The following is an 18,122-nucleotide window of genomic DNA, read 5'->3' on the forward strand; positions in this document are numbered from 1 at the left end:
CGGGTCGGGGCTGCTGGATCGAGGGGGGCGGGCACACATTCCCAGTGTCCCAGGTCTTCGGTGTGTCGCAGGTAGGACCAAGGTCCCGGCCTTCCCAAGATCACACCGACCGACGCTGTCGAGCGTTGCGAAGAGCGCTGGAACTCAGCCGGTACGACGGGCGCGCTGGAGGCGCACCCGTCGGAAGACGTCGACGGAGCACGAGGTGAACGACAACCCGGCGAGGAGCGCGACACCGGCAGCGCCGCCGATCCAGGGAGCCGAATACCGGGTGATCACGGTGCGGGTGGTCCCGCTGACGTACGACGGGAAGTTGTCCGGACGGACCCCGTGATCGAAGAGCAGCACCGCGACGACCAGCAGGACGACGGTCGCGACGCCGGCGACCACCGCGCGGATCAGCAGGACGGACGACACATCCCCCGCCGCCCGGCCGGCAGCGACATCCGACATCCGCACCGCGGGTTGCGGTGCGGTGTCCAGATCGGAGCTGTCGCCGCGGAACGGTTGCGTCACGAGGAAGTCAGTGCTGGTTCTTCCGCAGGGCCACACCCATGAAATAGGCCGAGGCCTTGCCCAGGAATGTGGTCGAAAGTCCCACCACGATCAACAGTGTCGACAGCAGGGTGATCGTGTTCGACACCTGGAACAGGAAGGCAAGGACCAGCTGGACCAGCACCACGCCGATCAGCACCCGACGGGTCCACTTGCGGCCTTCCCGCATGAACCAACCGCTGGCCGCGGTGGCCAGGCCGATGACGATCAGCACGACGGAGAAAGTACGGATACTGCTCTTTATCGAGCTCAGTTGACTGTCCGACAATGCCAGATCAGTCACAGCTGCGCACGCACTGGGCAGTGCGGTCGCCGCGACCACAGTGGTAGCCAAGGACGCTGGGGTCGAGGCGGTCGTGGGTACGACTGATGACCCGATGCCGCCGTAGTACTGCTTGCACTGCGCAATAACCGTGTTGTACGACTTCGCTTGGTCCTGAACCTGACTTTCCGCACTACCGACCGAGAGCGCGCCGATCAGGAGGAACAGCACACCCGCGACCATCACCAGCACCGAGGCGATGGTGACGCTCCGGGGGCGGACGAGGGGGGCGCCCGGGTCGGCCGGGATGGCGGGGGTCATGGCCGACTGGAGGCTGGCCATGAAGCCCTTCCTCGGGCGGGATCCGGGTGCAGTCATGAGAGGAACCTACCGTCCCACGAGGGGTGATCTCTACGACACGAGCCCCTGGTGGGCGCGTGCCAGGATCAGCGGCGGCGGGGGGACTTGCGGGGCGGCGGCAGGGCACCCTCGGCGCGGAGGCGGGTGGCGTGCCCGACGAGGGCCTCGACCAGCGCCGAGATGTCAGCGACCTCGGGCTGGACGTCGACCCGAAGGCCGAACTCGCGAGCCGTCTCGGCGGTCTTCGGACCCAGACACGCGACGATCGACCTGGCATGCGGCTTGCCCGCGATGCCGACCAGGTTCCGCACGGTGGACGACGAGGTGAAGCACACCGCGTCGAAGCCGCCGGCCTTGATCGCCTCGCGAATCGGCGCGGCCGGCGGAGCCGCACGGACCGTCCGGTACGCGGTGACGTCGTCGATCTCCCACCCACGTTCACGCAGGCCTTCGGCCAGCGTCTCGGTGGCGATGTCGGCGCGCGGCAGCAGCACCCGGTCGACCGGGTCGAGGATGTCGTCGAACTCCGGGAAGTCGTCGAGCAGACCGACCGAGAACTCCTGATGCCCGGACACCAGTTCCGGGCTGATCCCGAGTGCCTTCACGGCATCGCCGGTGGCGTTGTCGACGCAGGCAATCTTGACGCCGGCGAAAGCACGGGCGTCCAGCCCGAACTCGGTGAACTTCTCCCACACGGCCCGCACCGAGTTGATCGAGGTGAAGACGACCCACTGGTAGCGGCCGTCGACGAGACCCTTCACCGCGCGTTCCATCTGGGCCGGAGTGCGCGGCGGCTCGACCGCGATGGTCGGTACCCGCTCCGGGATGGCGCCGTGCGAGCGCAGCATTTCTACCATCAGGTCGCTGGAATCGCGGGTCTGCGGAATCAGCACCCGCCAGCCGTAGAGCGCACGGGACTCCCACCAGGACAGTCGGGCCCGCTGGGCGGCGTTGGTACCGACCGCGACCACCAGCGGTCCCGTCAGGTCGCGACCGATCCCGTCCAGGGTGGCCAACGTGCCGTCGACCGTGCGCTGCGTCGGAAGGGACGCACCGGCCGTGACGGAGGTCGGTGTCTCGCCGGCGAAACCGGACTCGGCCAGCGATGCTGCGGTATCCGCGAGATGCCCACCCGTCGCCTGGAGCAGCAGCGTGCCGGGCGCGGAAGCCAACCGGGACCAGTCCGAGGTGGACCGGACGTCGGCGATCGTGTGCACGGACCCGACGGCGATGCCTGCGTAGGACGCGGCGGCGGAAGCGGCAGAGACGCCCGGGACGATGTCGAAGGGGACATTCGTCCTGGCCACCGCCTGCAGTTCCTTGACGACCGAGTCGACGGTGAGCACGTCACCGGCGACCAGCCGGACCACGGCCTGCCCGCTCTTCGCTGCGGCCAGCAGCACCTTGGCGACCTCGGCCGCCTCCCCGACGGCTGGGTGCACCTCGGCGTTGGCCGCCAGGGCGACGACCTCCGCGGGTACATCCGGATCGGTGACCAGGAACGCGGCAGCGCCCAGAATCTCCGTCGAACGCACCGTCAGCAGTCCTGGATCTCCCGGGCCTGCCCCGACGAAGATGATGCGGCCGCCTGTCCTACGCGCGCGGGTCATGTACTGCTCCTTCGTGACTGACGTCGATAAATGCCGACCGTGGCCGACCGATGTGCATCCGAGCCGTGCAAAATCTGTCCACAACTACCATTGGAATGCGTCAGGTTCATGAACCGATGACCCCCGAGGCCCTCGACGTCTCATGAAATGCGAGCATCTGCAGCTCCAGCGCGAGATCGACTCGCCGGACCTCGACCCCGTCGGGGACGGACACCATGCCTGGAGCGAAATTCAGGATCGAGAAGATACCCACGGCCACCAGGGCGTCGGCGACCGACTGGGCCGCAGCCTCCGGCGTGGCGATGAGTCCGATGGTGATCGACTCGGATCCGCAGACATCGCCGAGATCGTCCAGGTGACAGACCACGAGCCCACCCACCGACCGGCCCACCTTCGCGGCATCGACGTCGAAGAGGGCCGCAATCTCGAAGCCCCGGCCGGCAAAACCCGCATAGCCGGCGAGCGCCTGACCGAGGTTGCCGATCCCGATCAGCGCAACGCGGAACGGATGGTGGGCGCCGAGCACCCGCCGGATCTCGTCGACGAGCTTGGCGACGTCGTAGCCGACGCCGCGGACGCCGTGACTGCCCAGGAAGGAGAGGTCACGACGCAGGCCTGCCGGATTCACTCCGGCGGCCGCAGCCAGCTCGGCCGAGGAGACGATGTGGGGGTGGCCACCCCCGACCCGACCGACGAGCTCACGATCGGTCAGTACCCGCAGGTAGACAGCCAATCGAGCCACCGTGGCCTCCGGGATGACACGCGAGCGGGCACTGCGATGGGACCCCTGGGGACCTTCGCCGGCCTGGCCTGTCATCTTGGTGCCACCCACTCGACATCTGGAGCACCGGGGCAATACCCCGCCGCTGCTGGGTCGGTGACCATGTGCTAGGTCGCCTTGTCAGCAACACTAGCCAGGGGGATCACCAGGAACCAATTCCGTCACGTTCGCCCGTCCCACATAGCGGGACGCGCCACCCGTTCGGCCCTACCGAATCCTGATCCCCGGCTGACGGCGTCACGCCCGCAGTGCCCGCTCCAGACGACCGGCGTCGATGGTGAAGTAGCCGTGCTGGACGCCGTCGATGAGCACCACCGGCACCTGATCGCCGTACTCCGCGCGGAGCTCGGGATCCTGGTCGACGTCGAGTTCTTCGATGGTCGCGGCCCCGGTCCTCGCCACCACGGCCTCGACCACCGCCCTGGCCTCCTCGCACAGATGACACCCGGCCCGCGTCAGAAAGCTGAGTTTCTTCATGAGCGGCCATTTTCGCTGGCAGCCGCTGTACCCATGCCGGCCAGCGCCGTGATCGGCTTCATGAGCGGCCATTTTCGCTGGCAGCCGCTGTGCGGGCCTGCCGCGTCGTCCGGTTCAACGACCTCGCGATGACGAGACGCTGGATCTGGTTGGTGCCCTCGACGATCTGCAGGAGCTTGGCCTCGCGCATGTACCGCTCGACGGGATAGTCCTCGACGTAGCCGGCGCCGCCGAGCACCTGCACCATGTCGGTCGTCACCGCCATCGCCATGTCGGTCGCGATGAGCTTGGCCATCGCGGCCTCGGTGGAGAACGACTTGCCGGCGTCCTTGCGGCGGGCCGCGTACAGGTAGAGCTGGCGGGACGCCGCGATTCGCGACGCCGCGTCCGCCAACGGGAACGACACGCCCTGGAAGTCGCTGATCAGGCTCCCGAACGCCCGCCGGGTCCTGGCGTACTCGGCCGCCACGTCCAGCGCGGCCTGAGCCACACCGACGGCACAGGCCGCGATGCCGAGGCGACCGGAGTCCAGCGCCGACATGGCGATCGAGAAGCCCTGACCCTCGGCGCCCAGTCGGCGGTCGGCGTCGACCTCGGCGTGGTCGAACCGGACCGAACTGGTCACCGACGACCTCACCCCCATCTTCTTCTCGGCCGCCCCGGCCACGACGCCGGGCGTTCCACCCGGCACCAGGAACGACGAGATGCCCCGCGGGCCTGGCTCCCCCGTCCGCGCCATGACCAGGAAGAAGTCGGCGATGGACCCGTGCGTGATCCAGGCCTTCTCCCCGTTCAGCACGTAGTGGTCGCCGTCCCGGGTGGCGTTGGTGATCATCGCGCCGGGGTCGCTGCCGCCCTGCGGTTCGGACAGGCAATACGCCCCGAGCAGCTCGCCGGACAGCAGTTCCGGCAGGTATCGCTGCTTCTGCTCGTCGGATCCGTAGGAGACCAGTCCGTGACAGGCCAGCACGTGCACGCTGGCGCCCATCGCGACCCCGAGCCAGGCTCGCGCCAATTCCTCGATCACCTGCAGGTAGACGACGGACGGCTGCGCGCCGCCGCCGAACTCCTCCGGGTAGGGCAGGGACAGCAACCCGGCCGCTCCGAGCGTGGTGAAGACCTGCCGTGGGAATGTGCCGGCGGCCTCGGCCGCATTGACCTGCGGAAGCAGTTCGCCACGGACCAGATCCCTGGTCAGGGAGAGCAGCTCACCTGCTTCCTCGTTCGGCAGTTCCCGGTCGATGACGGCCGGAGCCAACGGGATCACCATGACCAGGCCCCCTCTCCTGTGCGTTGAACCGACCGGTGGTGGTGGCCGGGCTAGAACAGATCATCGTCCGTGTCCTCGTCGCCGCGGCGCTGCCGCTCGCCGGTGCCGGGCAGTCGGGTGCCCAGCTCCTCGATCGCAGCGGCCCGCTCCGGCCTGACGTCGGGGGCGGTCACTGCCCCCGATACGGCCGGACCACCTGCGGCGGAAGGCACCCCTGCGGCGGCCGGCACCCCGGCAGGGGCGGCATCTTCGCCGGCATCCGGACCATCGGGTGCCTCGGCCAGCACCCGCGCGGCCTCCTCGGCCTTCCGATCCGCCGCCGGGTCCGACTCCCAGGGGTCTCCGTCCCGGTACAGCGCCCGGACCGCGTCCCGGTCGATCCGGCCGATCTCGTTGCGCGGCAGGCGATCCACCAGCCGGTAGCTGCGGGGGCGCTTGAACACCGGCAGGCGGGCGGCGACGAACTCCTCGAGGTCGGACGGGGTCGGACGGGTCCCCCGGAGCGGCACCAGGATCGCCACGACCGCGTCGCCGGCCTTGCCCGGAGCCCCGATGACGGCGGCGTCACGGACGTAGGGATGACCCATCAGGACGTCCTCGATCTCCCGCGGGTAGACGGTGAACCCGGCGATCCGGATGGTCTCCGTAGCCCGGTCGACCAGGTGCAACTCGCCGATGTCGTCGAGGTAGCCGAGATCGCCGGTGGTGAACCAGCCGTCGTCATCAGGGCCACCCGAGCCGTCGGGCCAGTACCCGGAGAAGAGCGTCGGTCCGCCGATCTGGATGCGGCCGACCTCACCACCGTCCGCGGCTCCGGCACCCGGGTCGTCCTCGCCAGGCGGGGTGATCGGCCGGGCCGGGTCGTCGCCGGGTTCGGCGTAGAGATCAACACCGTCGTCCCCGACGATGCGCAGCGTCAGACCGGAGACGGGCAACCCGACGGAGCCGGTGCGGGCGGCGGTGGCCATCAGGCCGGTGGACACCACCGATGCCGACTCGGAGATCCCGTACCCCTCCCAGACGCCCTGGCCGACCAGGGCCCTGATCGCCGAGGAGTCTCCGGGATCCAGCGGAGCCGCACCCGACGTCATCAGCCGGACGGAGGCCAGTGCCCGTTCGACGCCGGCCGCGGTCCGCAGCCGGCGGTAGAGGCTGGGCGCCCCGGGGACGACGGTCACCCGCTGGGATCGGATGGTGGTGAGGACCGCCTCCACCCATGACGTCCGATCGGACGGTGGGTCGGGCACCACGGCCGCGCCGCCCACAGCGCAGAGCGGCAGGAACGCGGTCACCCAGCCGGCCAGGTGATAGGTGGGGAGCACCAGGATCGCGCGGTCGTCGGCCCGCAAACGGAGTCTCGGGGCAGCCACGATCGCCGCGACGGCGGCCAGGATCGCCCGGTGCGACAGCATCACCGGGTGCTCGCTGCTCGCCGCCCTGGCCAGCACCGCGAGGTCCTCACCGCCCGTTGGCCTCAGCGGGCCGGGTGGAACCGCTGCCTGCCACCAGGCCGCGACGGCATCCGGTTCGACCGCCACCTCGACCGGCACGTCCGACTGGACTGCGATCGCGCCGCGAGCGGTGACCTTGCGCACGACAGCCGCCAGATCCTGCCTGCCGGGACCGATCGGAACCGCCACCAGACCGGCCCTGACCACCGCGAACAGAGCTGCGATGATGTCCGGTCCGGTCCGCAACGACACGATCACCCGGTCGCAGGCCACCAGTCCGCCGGCCAGCAGGGCGTGGGCGCCGACGTCCGCCGCCCGGTCGAGTTCGGCCCAGCTCCGCACCCCACCGGAGAAGATCAGGGCCGGCCGTTCCGGGAATCCGGCCGCGGCGCTGCGCAGCAGGTCGGACACGTTGCCGGGAAGGCCGTTCCGGCCGGTGGTGGCTGACGTCATCACGCCTCGACGCCCTCTCATGACGGTTGTGCTCGGACGGGTCCCCGGCGACATGGCCCCCGGCGCCCTGCTCCGACGATAGACGCCGACACCCGACGTTAGTCTGAACCGACCATGCCGAGCCGGAAAGGGCGGACCACAGTGAGATTCGGGCGCGCCGGACGGAGTCGCGAGGCTGCCGCACGCGCCGAACTGGCCGGCGAGGCGTCCGCGGAGGCGGCGTACCAGGCCGAACACGCCGAGGCCGAGGATTCCGATCCCACCCCGCTGCGCCTGACCCCGGGTGCCGATCTGACGGCCGCGGCATTCTTCGACGTCGACAACACGATGATGCAGGGCGCGTCGGTCTTCCACTTCGCCCGTGGGCTCGCCGCCCGGAAGTTCTTCACCACCGGCGACCTGGTGAGGTTCGCCTTCCGCCAGGTCAAGTTCCGGGTCAGCGGCGAGGATCTGGACGATGCTTCGGACGCGCGCGAGGAGGCTCTGTCCTTCGTGGCCGGCCGCAGTGTGGCGCAGATCGTCTCGCTCGGCGAGGAGATCTACGACGAGCTGATGGCCGACAAGATCTACCCGGGCACACTGGAACTGGCTCGCCGACACCTCGATGCGGGCCAGCGGGTATGGCTGGTCACCGCGACCCCGGTCGAGCTGGCCCAGATCATCGGGCGACGACTCGGCCTGACCGGCGCCCTCGGCACGGTCGCCGAGAACGAGGACGGCGTCTACACCGGCCGGCTCGTCGGTGAGTTGCTGCACGGCAAGGCCAAGGCAGCCGCGGTCCGGGCACTGGCCGCCCGCGAAGGTCTCGACCTGCGGCGATGCACTGCTTACTCGGATTCGGTGAACGACGTCCCGATGCTCTCGGTCGTCGGGACGGCGGTGGCCGTCAACCCGGACGGTCAGCTGCGGGACGTCGCGCGTCGCCGTCACTGGCAGATCCACGACTACCGGTCGGGCCGCAAGGCGGCCAAGATCGGCGTGCCGTCGGTGCTCGGGGCCGGCGCGGTCGGCGGCATGATCGCCGCCGGCTTCGCCGTCCGCCGCAAGATGCGCTGACGTTTTCCGGGACGGCCCGGCCCAGGATCAGACCGTGATCGGGTCCGCGCCCGGCACCCCGTCGTCCAGCACCTGGTCGCTCCACCGCGACCCGTCCCACCAGCGCAGATGATGCCGGCCGACCGGGTCGGCGAACCAACCGCCCGGAGTCTGCACCCGCTGCACGGGCTCGGGCGCTGCCCACGGCTGCACCGGAACCACCGGCGGAGCCCACTGCTGCACGGGGACAGCAGGTGGAGCCCACTGTGGCATTGGGACGGCTGGTGGCGCCCCCTGTGGCATTGCGCCGGCAGGCGGCGCCCACTGCTGCGCCGATTCCGGCGGCGCCCAGTCAGCCGGCGGGACCAGCACCGGCGGGACCAGCACCGGCGGACGGGCGAACGGCGGAGCCCACATGTCCTTGGTCGAACCGAGCGCACGGAAGTCGAATTTGCACTTCTCGCAGCCACGGAGCGCAGCCTCGTTGCGCTGATCTCCGCACTGCGGGCAGAAGGTGATCAGCGAGCTCTCCGCGTGCATGCCCTGGCACCGCGGGCAGACGAACTCGAGGTCGAGTTGGTTGAGCTGGGCCAACCGGCCGATCAGCACGAACGGCGACACCCCGGCCGGGCTGATCACCGCACCGATGCTGTTGCTCAGGATGCTGGTCCGGTGGCGCTTGGCCTTCAGCTTGGTGTAGTCCGGGTTGATCACCTTCGACAGTCGGCACGTGGTGCACACCTGCAGGGTCCGGATGGCCACCTTCTCCCGGATCCGTGACTGCTGGGTCAGGAACTCCACGGCCGGGATCGCGCGGTCGTCCAGTTCGACGAAGACCGTGGGCAGCGTGCTGCCGCCCCGTTCCAGCGCCGCCTCCACAGCGGAGATGACGAGACCCAGCTGGGCCACCAGCGGAGCGGGCATGGTCGCCGGCCGGGAGACGACCATGGTGCCGACCGTGACGAGCCCGTAGGCCGCTTCGATGTCGAAGGCTGCAGACGCCTTCGCGGTCGAGATCACCAGCGAGCCGGTGTCCCGCCAGCCCTCCCGGCGCTGGGTGGCCGGCGTGCCGCCCTCCAGATATCGGTTCGTCGCGCCGGACAGACGGGCGATCGCCTGCCCACGGCCGGTCGGGGCCGATGATCCGGGCGCCAGCTTCTGAAGTTGTACGGGGACGAACTCGGCCGCCCCCGGGTCAGCACGGCGCAGGGCGAGGTCGAGTGCGGAGAAGATCTTGACCAGCAGCTCCTGGTAGGTGTCGACCGGCCGGCGGACCGGGAGCTTCCACTGGTCGAACAGTTCGATCGACACCGAGCACCCCGGATCAGCCGCCACCAGCCGGACGCGCACCCGCAGTGGCAGCTTGTCGGCGCTGCCGCTGGCGCCGGCGAGCGCCGAACCCCTGGTGCCCTCGAGCACGGTGAGCTGGTCGATGACCAGGGCGAACCCGGATTCGCCGATCGCCCTGACCAGCTCGGCGCGGGCCCGGCCCAGCGGGATGGTCAGGGTGCGCTCGACCCGTCCGCGGACCGAGTCGGGCGAGGGCATCGTCATGGTGACTACTCGCTCGCGCTGGTATCGGAGCTGGAGCTGGTGTCGTAGCTGGAGCCCGTGTCGTAGCTCGAGGTCTCGACCGCGCTGGACACGTCGACGGAGGCTGCTGCCGTGGAGGCGTCGCCGGCGGCAGCGTCCGAGGTGGCACTGGCGTCGTAGGAGGCAGCAGCGTCGGCATGGTCGGAGGCGGTGTCCACGGAGATGTCGGCCTGGTCCAGTTCGTACTGGGCGCCGCTGTAGTCGCCCGCGGCTGCGGCATCGGCAGCGGAGTCCAAGGCCGTCTGGGCGTCGGCTGCGGCGGAATCGGCGATGTCGCTGTGCCAGTCGGCCCAGTCGGCGTTGGCGGCCGCCGAGTCGTACGAGGTACTGGCCTCGGACAGTTCCGAACTCACCGACTGCAGATCCTCGGCGACGGCCGGATCACCCACCTGGTCGGCCAGGTCACCGGCGGCGGCCGAGGTGTCGCTCGCCAGGTCTGCGGTGGCGCTGAGTTCGGTGACCACATCGGACGAGCTGGCGGAATCCAGATAATCGGACCAACCGGACACGGGATCGGACATGAGCGCTCCAAGGGGACCAGCAGGGGTGGGTGGGGGATGAGACTTCACATGCGTTGGCGTGAGGATAAGCAGTGCCGACGACGGCCTGCCCACCGCCCTCGGACGACACCTCTGACCGATCGGTTCCCGTCAGCTCTCGCGGTCGTTGCCCACTGCTCGGACCCGGCGCCCGCGCTGGTTCCGCTCAGCCCAGGAACGGGTGGCCACGACGCAGCAACAACCGGTACAGCGCCTGCTGGATCGTCTCCCGCACGCGATCGGCGAGGTTGAACACGACCATCGGATCCTCGGCGGCACCGTCCGGCAGGTGGTCCGTCGGGATGGGCTCGCCGAACTCGATCAGCCACTTGCTCGGCAGTGGGATGGCGCCGAGCGGGCCGAGCAATGGGAACGTCGGGGTCACCGGGAAGTACGGCAGCCCAAGGGCTCTCGCCAGCGGCTTGAGGTTGGCGATCATCGGGTAGATCTCCTCGGCGCCGACGATGGCACACGGGACGATCGGCACCCCCGTCCGGATGGCCGCCGACACGAAGCCGCCGCGGCCGAACCGCTGGAGCTTGTACCGCTGCGAGAACGGCTTGCCGACGCCCTTGAAACCCTCCGGGAACACCGAGACGGCCTCGCCCGAGTTCAGCAGACGCTCGGCATCCTCGGTGCAGGCCAACGTGTTTCCAGCGCGGCGTGCCAGCGGGCCGAGCACCGGGGTGTCGAAGATGAGGTCGGCGCCGAGCATGCGCAGCGGGCGGTGGGCCGGGTGGTGGTCGTGGACGGCGAGCGCCGCCATCAGCGCATCGACGGCCACCGTCCCGGAGTGATTGGCCACCAGGAGTACACCCCCGGTGGCCGGCACGTTCTCGATGGACAGGGCCTGGACCCGGAACCACTTCTCGTAGAGCAGTCGGAGCGGGGGCAGCACCACGTGCTCGTTGAAATCCGGGTCGTAGCCGAATTCGTCGATCTCGTAGTCGCCCGTCAACCGACGCCGCAGGAACCCCAGCGAACCGGCCACGGTGTGCTTCCAGCCGGTCTCGGCCGCCACGGCCGGAGGGTCGTTCGACGGCGTTCCGACGGTCGAGGAGGGAGAGAAGGGGGACGAAGAAGAGGTCGAGGACGACGGTGTGGACGGCGGGCCGGACTCCGGTCCGTTCCCGGTCATCGTTTTCGCCCGGCCGGCCGGCCGGCCCTGCTCACCACGGGCCGTCCGGACTCACCGTCGATGCTGAACAGGCGCGGGCGATCCGGGATCTCGGCCACGGCGACGGCTCGACTCGCCGGTGACGCCTTGCTCGCCCAGGGACGTTCCGGCTCGGGGGTGATCCCGATCAGCGAGGCGAGGCGAGTCTCGGCGATGCGGACGGACCGGCGGTCGACGGCGGGGACCAGCGAGGCGACGAAGTCGTCGAAGGCCTCGGAGGTGGTGAACTGCGGCGTGAATCCGACCTCGCCCCTCAGCCGGGAGGTGTCCAGCACCCGACCGGCAGCCAGCAACCGGACCTGGGCGACCGAGAAGCCGCCGAGACGGAGCAGCGAGAAGGCCCGGCCGACGCCGTCCAGCGCCTGGGACGGGATCGGCAGCGGGATGCCGCCGGCCCGGTGGATGGCCTGCGCCACCGTCATTGCGCCGTCGCCCGCCACGTTGACGATGCCGGCGAAGTCGCCGAGCGTCAGGTGTTCCATCAGCGCGACGGCATCCAGCTCGTGGACCAGCTGGAGCCGCGAGTCGTGGCCGAAGACCATCGGGACGAACGGCTTGGCAGAGAGGTACTTGGTCAGCGGCGTCCGCACCGTCGGGCCGATGATGGCCGCGAACCTGGGGACGGCCACGCGGACGTCGGGACGCCGCCGGCCGAAGCCGCGGACGTAGCCCTCGATGTCGATCGCATCCCTGGCCATGCCGGCCGACGGCACCGACCTGGCCTGGGTGTCCTCGGTGGCGACGGCGGGATCACGTGACGACCCGCCGTAGACGTCGGCGGTGGACCGGACGATCAGGTGACGGACGCTGTCGCTGCGCTGGCAGGCGGCCAGCAGCTGCATGGTGCCGAGGACGTTCATCTCCTTGGCCATCGACCGCGCGGCCGGTCCGGAAGGAGTCGACGACGCCGAGGCGTGCACGACGGTGTCGACACCCGCTGCCTCGATGACACGCGAGATCAGCGGGTTCCTGATGTCGGCCCTCGCGAACTCGGCATCACCCATGCGGGCGCGGGCAGCCGGTTCCGGCATGGCTGCGTCGACCCCGATGACCCGGTCCACGTCGGGATGGGCGGCCAGTCTGCCGGCCAGGGCCGAGCCGATGTACCGCGTGACCCCCGTGATCAGGACGGTCAGACCTGCCATCGATTGATCGCCGCCGATCGGATCTCGAAGCTGGAGGGAGCTACCGCAGACGAAGGCGCACCAGGCGAGACGCCGGGCCATCGGGCCTCGATGTCGATCGCCCGGTGCGCATCGGTCGCACTTCTTGGAACAGTGACTACTTGCCGGCCTTGCGACGGGCGACCCGAGTCTTGCGCAGCAGTTTGCGGTGCTTCTTCTTCGCCATCCGCTTGCGACGCTTCTTGATCACAGAACCCATGTGGAGACCTTCTTGCCTAGACGAGCCGGCGGCTCAGCGCCGACCGGTGGAGTGATTGACGGCCGGTGGCAGTCTCGACCGACTGGACGAGACGGGCCACCCGGCTTTCCCGGGCCCATCCTACCGGCCGGACGGCAACGATCAGAACCTCGTCAGGCGTCAGCCCACGTCGTTGTACGCAGTCCGCAGATATTCGTGGACGGCCCTTTCCGGCACGCGGAAGGAGCGACCGACCCGCACCGCGGGGACCTCTCCGGAGTGGACGAGTCGGTACACCGTCATGCGGGAGACCCGCATGACGGCGGCAACCTCGGCCACAGTCAGGAACTTCATCTCTGCCAACGGAGAATCCCGTTGGACAGGGTCTTGTGGCTCTCCAGCCATGGGGCACCGTCTTCCGAGCACGAATCGCGCCGCCGGCTTCCCCTCCGGTGGACACTCACGCACGTGCTGCGAGCACTCTAGCGTTACTGGTGGGACTAAAGCGATGGATCGCTTTTACTCGACCTTCACGGAACTCTGAGCGTGACACGCTGTGATCAAAGATGATGTTTGCGTGAGAATCACCCGCCGATCTGCGCACCGTCCGGGCTGATGACCCACCACACACCCTTGTCACCCTGGCCGGTGACATCACCCGGCGCCTTGTCGAAGGCGAACGTGTACACCGGACGACCATCGACGGTGGCCTGCTTCGTCCCGTCATCCCTGGTGATCGCACCCAACTTCGCACTGACACCCGTCGCCGTCGGAACCGTCGCCGACGGCACCACCGCCGGCCACGCCGTCAGACACTTGCCCGAGCAGGCACTCTTGCCCGACCCCGCCGTGTCCGGCGTGAAGTAGTAGACCGTCATGCCCTTGGCATCGACGATCACCTTCCCGAGCTTGCTGGTCGCCACCTTCAGATCGGTACCTGCCGGAGCAGTGGTGACCGGCGGGCTCGAGACCGGGGCGCTGGACCCGGGCGGCGTACTCGCGGCAGGTGCGCTCGAGACCGGATCGCTGGGCGGGGCACTGGAGACGGGCGCCGCCGGACTGCTCACCGCGACCGGCGGAGCAGATGTCGCAGCGGATGTCGGGGCGGCGGCCGTCGTCGAGGCGCTGGAGCAGCCGCTCAGGACCAGCCCGCCGGTCGCGATCAGGGCAGCCGTCATCGTCTGAAATCTCTTGCTGTTCAACGGGTTTCTCCTCGTCGTGTCAGGAATGAGCCTTCTTCCCAAGGACACGACGGGGACCGCCGAAGGGTTCAGGTGAGCCTCAGTCGTGGGCACGGCCCAGCTCGGCGGAGCGCAGCGCGGCGGCTTCGATGGCCGACAGCAACGCGGCCCTGACGGCGTGGTTCTCCAGCTCGCGGATGGCCGCGATGGTGGTGCCGCCGGGCGACGTGACCGCCTCCCGCAGCGCCACCGGGTGCTCCCCCGAGTCGCGCAGCATGGTGGCCGCACCGACCGCGGACTGGATGATCAGCTGGGTCGAGACGTCGCGCGGCAGCCCCAGCAGGATGCCGGCGTCGATCATCGCCTCGACCAGGAAGAAGAAGTAGGCCGGACCCGACCCGGACAACGCGGTGACCGCGTCCTGCTGCTTCTCCGGGACCCGCACCACCTTCCCGACCGAGGAGAGCAGATCCTCGACCAGCTGCAGATGCTCTGCGGTGGCGTGCGTACCGGGCGAGATGGCACTCATCGCCTCCCCCACCAGCATCGGCGTATTCGGCATCACCCTGACGACCGGTGTCCCCGCCGGCAGATGCCGCTCGTACAGGCTGGTCGGCAGCCCTGCGGCGAGCGACACCACCAACGTGCCGGGAGTGATCGAACCGGCCAGGCCGGCCAGCAACGGCTCGATGTCCTGCGGCTTGACGGCCACCACCAGCACGTCGGCCTCGCGCGCGGCCTCCTCGGTCTCGACGCCGCGCACCCCGTACCGCTGACTCAACTCGGACGCGCGGTTCGAGTATCTCTCGGTGAACATCAGGGACGCGGCCGGCCGGCCCGCGGCCAGCACCCCGGCCAGCAGGGCCTCACCGATCTTGCCGGCACCCAGGATCGCAATCGTCGTCATGAGGGACAACCTTGCCATGCTCCCCCGACGGCGTGACCCGGTCCGGATCAGCCGGCAGCGAGCAGCAGAGCCGTGGCACTGGCCGCACGGCCCTCACCGCGACCGGTCAGACCCAGACCGTCCGTGGTGGTCCCTGCCACGGAGACCGGCGCACCGACGACGGCCGACAGCACCTCTTGCGCCTCCAGCCGGCGCGGGGAGAGTTTCGGGGTGTTGGCGATCAGCTGGACCGACGCGTTGGCGACGGAGAAGCCGGCCGCCAGCACCCGGCTCACCACCTCGGTGAGGAGTGCTACCCCGGATGCGCCCGACCAGCGTGGATCCGCCGTCCCGAAGACACTGCCGAGATCGCCCAGCCCGGCGGCCGACAGCAGGGCATCGCACAACGCATGGCACACCACATCGCCGTCCGAGTGACCCTCACAGCCGTCGTCATCGGGAAACTCGAGCCCGGCCACCCAGCACGGGCGACCGAGCTCGATGGGATGGACGTCGACACCGCTGCCGACCCGCGGCCCTCCGGCGGGGATCAGACGACGTGCCTCCTCCAGGTCGGCGGGGGTGGTCACCTTGAATGCCGACTTGTGTCCGTCGACCAGGACGACCTGCAGGCCGAGGCGGTCGACCAGCCCGGCGTCGTCGGTCGCAGTGATCCGTTCGGCGGCGGCGACGGCATGGGCCGCGCGCAGGGTGTCGGGATCGAAGCCCTGCGGGGTCTGGACGACCCGCAGGTTCTCGCGATCGACCACCGCACCCGGCGCAACCGTCCGGATGGTGTCACTGACCGGAAGTACCGGGACGACGGCCCTCGCGCCGTCCCGGACGGCCTGGACCACGGCCTGGATCACCGAGACGGGAACGAAGGCGCGGGCGGCGTCGTGGACCAGGATCACGTCGGCATCGGGGCGGGCGTGCTGCAGCGCGGCGTTCACGGATGCCACCCGATCGGACCCGCCGATGACGACGAGAGCAAGATCGCCGAGCAGTGCCCCGGCCGCATCGATCTCGTCCGGACCGACCGCGACCACGATCTCGTCGACGCCTGCTTCGTGCAACCGGCGGACCGCATGCATCAGGAGCGGCGACGACCCGACCATGGCGAACGCCTTGGGAATGCCGATACCGAGCCGGTCACCGCGACCGGCCGCCGGAACGAGAGCGACGACGGTCATGTAAACCTCCCCGGGCACGACGGAAGTCCGGCGGCTGCGGAGATCGAGTACGGGCACGCAGAAACCCCGGCGGCGGTGCCGACGTGCACACCACCTTCCGGGGCCCTGCGACGATGCAGCGGATCAGGAAGCAAGTACCTCGTCGAGGATGCCCTCGGCCTTGTCCTCGTTCGTGCCCTCGGCCAGGGCCAGCTCGGAGACGAGGATCTGCCTGGCTTTGGCCAGCATCCGCTTCTCGCCGGCCGACAGCCCGCGTTCCTTGTCGCGGCGCCAGAGATCACGAACGACCTCGGCGACCTTGTTGACGTCGCCCGAGGCCAGCTTCTCGAGATTGGCCTTGTAACGACGCGACCAGTTCGTGGGCTCTTCGGTGTGCGGAGCTCGCAGCACATCGAAGACCTTGTTCAGTCCCGTCTGATCGACCACATCACGGACACCCACGATTTCCGCGTTCTCCGCGGGAACCTTGACCGTCAGATCACCCTGGGCGACCTTGAGGACGAGGTAGAGACGCTCCTCACCCTTGACGATCCGTGTTTCGGTGGCCTGGATCAGAGCGGCCCCATGATGGGGGTAGACGACAGTTTCGCCGACCTTGAAAACCATGTGTCTGGTACCCCTTTCGATAAGCCCATCTTAACACGTTCGAGCACCCACCCCTGACTCGTTGCCGCAGGTCAGGGCATCCGTCGACAGAAGGGCGGGTCTTGACAAAGTGTGGGCGGGCGTGCATTCGGCGTTCGACCTCCGGAGTTCGGAGGGACAGCGCCTCCACCCGATCGCTGCCGCTCACGCCCGGATGGAGCCCGACCGAGGGCCAACAGGGGCGGCCCGACCGAGGCCCTTCGTGCGCGCCGGGTCCGGAGCCGACTAATCTGACGGGGGCCCGTCGTTCGGCCGTGGCGTCCGATGGACCACGGCTCTGATGAACCACCGCAGTACCGGTAGCAACCGACAGCACCACTCACGACCACAAAGGGGAACCGCCGTGTCCCGCATCGCCCGCCTGCCACGTCGTATTCTGGTGCCCTGCGTGGCGGTCATGGCGGCGGTCCTCACCCTCACCGGGTGCGCCGCCGGCCAGATCGCGCAGACCGCCGACCAGGTCGCGGCCATCGACGGAGCCAACGGAACGGTCGGCGTCATCGGCGTGCGCAACGCACTGCTGGCCACTCCGGACGGAACCGACCACGCCAAGGGCTCCGATGTGGCGTTGCAGGTGTGGGTGTCCAACGACGGCGTGCAGGCCGAGACGCTGACCGGGATCACCACCCCCGCCGCCACCGCGGTCAAGATCAGTGGCACCGCGACCATCCCGGGCCAGACCCTGAAGGACTTCACCGGAACCACCGTGAAGATCACCCTCACCGGCCTGACGTCCGGCATCACCTACGGCGAGTCCGTTCCGATCACCTTCACCTTCGCTTCCGCCGGCAAGCTGACCGTCAACGTGCCCGTCGAGGTTCCGGACCAGCGGACGAGCGGCCGGGCCACCATCGACATCCAGCCGGCACACGAGGGCACTCTGTGGGAGTCCGGACCGACGGGCGCCGAGGGTTCGGGCGCCGGGAGCTCCGGAGCCGTGACCCCTTCCGCCGGAGGCTGATCCGCACGCTGCTGGCCGGCGTCCCGGCGTCCCGGCAAGGGCAGCCTGGTCCTGGCAACGCCCACGGGCCCTGCTGGGTACGTGCAAACCTTGCCAGGTCCGTCGGTAGAGCTCCGGCGAGCCTTCGGCCCGCTGTCACCGACGGCCTGCTGTGGGATTCGCCGTGGTGGGCCGGTCGGCAGCCACCCTCACCCAGCAGCAGCACCCGCGACTGCTCCGGCGAGCCTTCGGCCCGCGTCACCGACGGCCTGCTGTGGGATTCGCCGTGGTGGGCCGGTCGGCAGCCACCCTCACCCAGCAGCAGCACCCGCGACTGCTCCGGCGAGCCTTC

20 protein-coding genes are annotated in these 18,122 nt (G+C 69.5%); 3 read left to right on the forward strand and 17 right to left on the reverse strand.

What is annotated here, in order from left to right:
• Nucleotides 1-144 precede the first annotated feature (144 nt).
• From ABIB25_RS27275 to ABIB25_RS27305, 7 genes are all read right to left on the reverse strand, one after another.
• Nucleotides 145-516: a hypothetical protein gene (locus tag ABIB25_RS27275; protein WP_354531669.1), complete on the reverse strand. Its 372-nt coding sequence runs from the start codon at nt 514-516 to the stop codon at nt 145-147.
• A 7-nt stretch (nt 517-523) separates the two neighbouring features.
• Nucleotides 524-1,195 (reverse strand): hypothetical protein, encoded by a 672-nt coding sequence (locus ABIB25_RS27280; protein WP_354531670.1) that lies wholly within the window; start codon nt 1,193-1,195, stop codon nt 524-526.
• Between the two features lie 68 nt (nt 1,196-1,263).
• Nucleotides 1,264-2,787 (reverse strand): bifunctional uroporphyrinogen-III C-methyltransferase/uroporphyrinogen-III synthase, encoded by a 1,524-nt coding sequence (locus ABIB25_RS27285; RefSeq protein WP_354531671.1) that lies wholly within the window; start codon nt 2,785-2,787, stop codon nt 1,264-1,266.
• Between the two features lie 106 nt (nt 2,788-2,893).
• Nucleotides 2,894-3,604 (reverse strand): redox-sensing transcriptional repressor Rex, encoded by a 711-nt coding sequence (locus tag ABIB25_RS27290; RefSeq protein ID WP_354531672.1) that lies wholly within the window; start codon nt 3,602-3,604, stop codon nt 2,894-2,896.
• Between the two features lie 201 nt (nt 3,605-3,805).
• Nucleotides 3,806-4,045 (reverse strand): glutaredoxin family protein, encoded by a 240-nt coding sequence (locus tag ABIB25_RS27295; RefSeq protein ID WP_354531673.1) that lies wholly within the window; start codon nt 4,043-4,045, stop codon nt 3,806-3,808.
• 58 nt (nt 4,046-4,103) lie between these two features.
• On the reverse strand, nt 4,104-5,315 hold the full coding sequence (locus ABIB25_RS27300; RefSeq protein WP_502919911.1) for an acyl-CoA dehydrogenase family protein: 1,212 nt from the start codon (nt 5,313-5,315) through the stop codon (nt 4,104-4,106).
• A 50-nt stretch (nt 5,316-5,365) separates the two neighbouring features.
• A complete protein-coding gene (locus tag ABIB25_RS27305) occupies nt 5,366-7,219 on the reverse strand; it encodes a class I adenylate-forming enzyme family protein (protein ID WP_354531674.1) in 1,854 nt (617 codons plus the stop codon).
• A 114-nt stretch (nt 7,220-7,333) separates the two neighbouring features.
• On the opposite strand from ABIB25_RS27305, the gene ABIB25_RS27310 reads away from it, so the two are divergent.
• On the forward strand, nt 7,334-8,275 hold the full coding sequence (locus ABIB25_RS27310) for an HAD family hydrolase (RefSeq protein WP_354531675.1): 942 nt from the start codon (nt 7,334-7,336) through the stop codon (nt 8,273-8,275).
• A gap of 27 nt (nt 8,276-8,302) precedes the next feature.
• Here ABIB25_RS27310 and ABIB25_RS27315 read toward each other — a convergent pair whose 3' ends face one another.
• The 7 genes from ABIB25_RS27315 to ABIB25_RS27345 all read right to left on the reverse strand — a co-directional run bounded on the left by ABIB25_RS27315 (nt 8,303) and on the right by ABIB25_RS27345 (nt 13,848).
• A complete protein-coding gene (locus ABIB25_RS27315; protein ID WP_354531676.1) occupies nt 8,303-9,808 on the reverse strand; it encodes a DUF2510 domain-containing protein in 1,506 nt (501 codons plus the stop codon).
• 5 nt (nt 9,809-9,813) lie between these two features.
• A complete protein-coding gene (locus ABIB25_RS27320; protein WP_354531677.1) occupies nt 9,814-10,368 on the reverse strand; it encodes a hypothetical protein in 555 nt (184 codons plus the stop codon).
• 184 nt (nt 10,369-10,552) lie between these two features.
• Entirely contained in the window at nt 10,553-11,524 is a 972-nt protein-coding gene (locus ABIB25_RS27325) for a lysophospholipid acyltransferase family protein (protein WP_354531678.1), read from the reverse strand.
• Complete coding sequence (locus ABIB25_RS27330; RefSeq protein WP_354531679.1) at nt 11,521-12,708, reverse strand: NAD-dependent epimerase/dehydratase family protein; 1,188 nt, start codon at nt 12,706-12,708, stop codon at nt 11,521-11,523. Before ABIB25_RS27330 ends, ABIB25_RS27325 begins: the two co-directional genes overlap by 4 nt.
• Nucleotides 12,709-12,844: 136 nt before the next feature.
• Complete coding sequence (locus ABIB25_RS27335) at nt 12,845-12,946, reverse strand: 30S ribosomal protein bS22 (protein WP_015746237.1); 102 nt, start codon at nt 12,944-12,946, stop codon at nt 12,845-12,847.
• Between the two features lie 159 nt (nt 12,947-13,105).
• The gene (locus tag ABIB25_RS27340; protein WP_354531680.1) at nt 13,106-13,330 is read right to left on the reverse strand and encodes a helix-turn-helix domain-containing protein; all 225 of its coding nucleotides are present in this window, start codon (nt 13,328-13,330) and stop codon (nt 13,106-13,108) included.
• Between the two features lie 179 nt (nt 13,331-13,509).
• Nucleotides 13,510-13,848, reverse strand: coding sequence for a COG4315 family predicted lipoprotein (locus tag ABIB25_RS27345; RefSeq protein ID WP_354531681.1), 339 nt, complete (start codon nt 13,846-13,848; stop codon nt 13,510-13,512).
• Between the two features lie 28 nt (nt 13,849-13,876).
• Between ABIB25_RS27345 and ABIB25_RS27350 the strand changes: the two genes are divergently transcribed.
• Nucleotides 13,877-14,110 (forward strand): hypothetical protein, encoded by a 234-nt coding sequence (locus tag ABIB25_RS27350; RefSeq protein WP_354531682.1) that lies wholly within the window; start codon nt 13,877-13,879, stop codon nt 14,108-14,110.
• Between the two features lie 96 nt (nt 14,111-14,206).
• Here ABIB25_RS27350 and proC read toward each other — a convergent pair whose 3' ends face one another.
• From proC to ABIB25_RS27365, 3 genes are all read right to left on the reverse strand, one after another.
• The gene (proC, locus tag ABIB25_RS27355) at nt 14,207-15,013 is read right to left on the reverse strand and encodes a pyrroline-5-carboxylate reductase (RefSeq protein WP_354531683.1); all 807 of its coding nucleotides are present in this window, start codon (nt 15,011-15,013) and stop codon (nt 14,207-14,209) included.
• A gap of 47 nt (nt 15,014-15,060) precedes the next feature.
• The gene (gene ispD / locus ABIB25_RS27360; RefSeq protein ID WP_354531684.1) at nt 15,061-16,185 is read right to left on the reverse strand and encodes a 2-C-methyl-D-erythritol 4-phosphate cytidylyltransferase; all 1,125 of its coding nucleotides are present in this window, start codon (nt 16,183-16,185) and stop codon (nt 15,061-15,063) included.
• A gap of 123 nt (nt 16,186-16,308) precedes the next feature.
• The gene (locus tag ABIB25_RS27365) at nt 16,309-16,791 is read right to left on the reverse strand and encodes a CarD family transcriptional regulator (protein WP_090476199.1); all 483 of its coding nucleotides are present in this window, start codon (nt 16,789-16,791) and stop codon (nt 16,309-16,311) included.
• Nucleotides 16,792-17,227: 436 nt separating this feature from the next.
• Here ABIB25_RS27365 and ABIB25_RS27370 point away from each other — a divergent pair, with 436 nt between their 5' ends.
• The gene (locus tag ABIB25_RS27370; protein WP_502919914.1) at nt 17,228-17,791 is read left to right on the forward strand and encodes a copper chaperone PCu(A)C domain-containing protein; all 564 of its coding nucleotides are present in this window, start codon (nt 17,228-17,230) and stop codon (nt 17,789-17,791) included.
• Nucleotides 17,792-18,122 lie beyond the last annotated feature (331 nt).

Origin of the sequence: Nakamurella sp. UYEF19, from assembly GCF_040546275.1 — a bacterium.
In the GTDB taxonomy this organism is placed as follows: Bacteria; Actinomycetota; Actinomycetes; order Mycobacteriales; family Nakamurellaceae; genus Nakamurella.

Bases quoted from the DNA above. Each gene is read 5' to 3' on its own strand.
- ABIB25_RS27300 (WP_502919911.1), bottom strand. From the start codon at position 5,315: ATGGTGATCCCGTTGGCTCCGGCCGTCATCGACCGGGAACTGCCGAAC.
- ABIB25_RS27280 (WP_354531670.1), bottom strand. From the start codon at position 1,195: ATGACTGCACCCGGATCCCGCCCGAGGAAGGGCTTCATGGCCAGCCTC.
- ABIB25_RS27305 (WP_354531674.1), bottom strand. From the start codon at position 7,219: ATGACGTCAGCCACCACCGGCCGGAACGGCCTTCCCGGCAACGTGTCC.
- ABIB25_RS27330 (WP_354531679.1), bottom strand. From the start codon at position 12,708: ATGGCAGGTCTGACCGTCCTGATCACGGGGGTCACGCGGTACATCGGC.
- ABIB25_RS27365 (WP_090476199.1), bottom strand. From the start codon at position 16,791: ATGGTTTTCAAGGTCGGCGAAACTGTCGTCTACCCCCATCATGGGGCC.
- ABIB25_RS27315 (WP_354531676.1), bottom strand. From the start codon at position 9,808: ATGACGATGCCCTCGCCCGACTCGGTCCGCGGACGGGTCGAGCGCACC.
- ABIB25_RS27310 (WP_354531675.1), top strand. From the start codon at position 7,334: ATGCCGAGCCGGAAAGGGCGGACCACAGTGAGATTCGGGCGCGCCGGA.
- proC (WP_354531683.1), bottom strand. From the start codon at position 15,013: ATGACGACGATTGCGATCCTGGGTGCCGGCAAGATCGGTGAGGCCCTG.
- ABIB25_RS27335 (WP_015746237.1), bottom strand. From the start codon at position 12,946: ATGGGTTCTGTGATCAAGAAGCGTCGCAAGCGGATGGCGAAGAAGAAG.
- ABIB25_RS27285 (WP_354531671.1), bottom strand. From the start codon at position 2,787: ATGACCCGCGCGCGTAGGACAGGCGGCCGCATCATCTTCGTCGGGGCA.
- ABIB25_RS27325 (WP_354531678.1), bottom strand. From the start codon at position 11,524: ATGACCGGGAACGGACCGGAGTCCGGCCCGCCGTCCACACCGTCGTCC.
- ABIB25_RS27370 (WP_502919914.1), top strand. From the start codon at position 17,228: ATGGCGGCGGTCCTCACCCTCACCGGGTGCGCCGCCGGCCAGATCGCG.
- ABIB25_RS27320 (WP_354531677.1), bottom strand. From the start codon at position 10,368: ATGTCCGATCCCGTGTCCGGTTGGTCCGATTATCTGGATTCCGCCAGC.
- ABIB25_RS27340 (WP_354531680.1), bottom strand. From the start codon at position 13,330: ATGGCTGGAGAGCCACAAGACCCTGTCCAACGGGATTCTCCGTTGGCA.
- ispD (WP_354531684.1), bottom strand. From the start codon at position 16,185: ATGACCGTCGTCGCTCTCGTTCCGGCGGCCGGTCGCGGTGACCGGCTC.
- ABIB25_RS27295 (WP_354531673.1), bottom strand. From the start codon at position 4,045: ATGAAGAAACTCAGCTTTCTGACGCGGGCCGGGTGTCATCTGTGCGAG.
- ABIB25_RS27290 (WP_354531672.1), bottom strand. From the start codon at position 3,604: ATGACAGGCCAGGCCGGCGAAGGTCCCCAGGGGTCCCATCGCAGTGCC.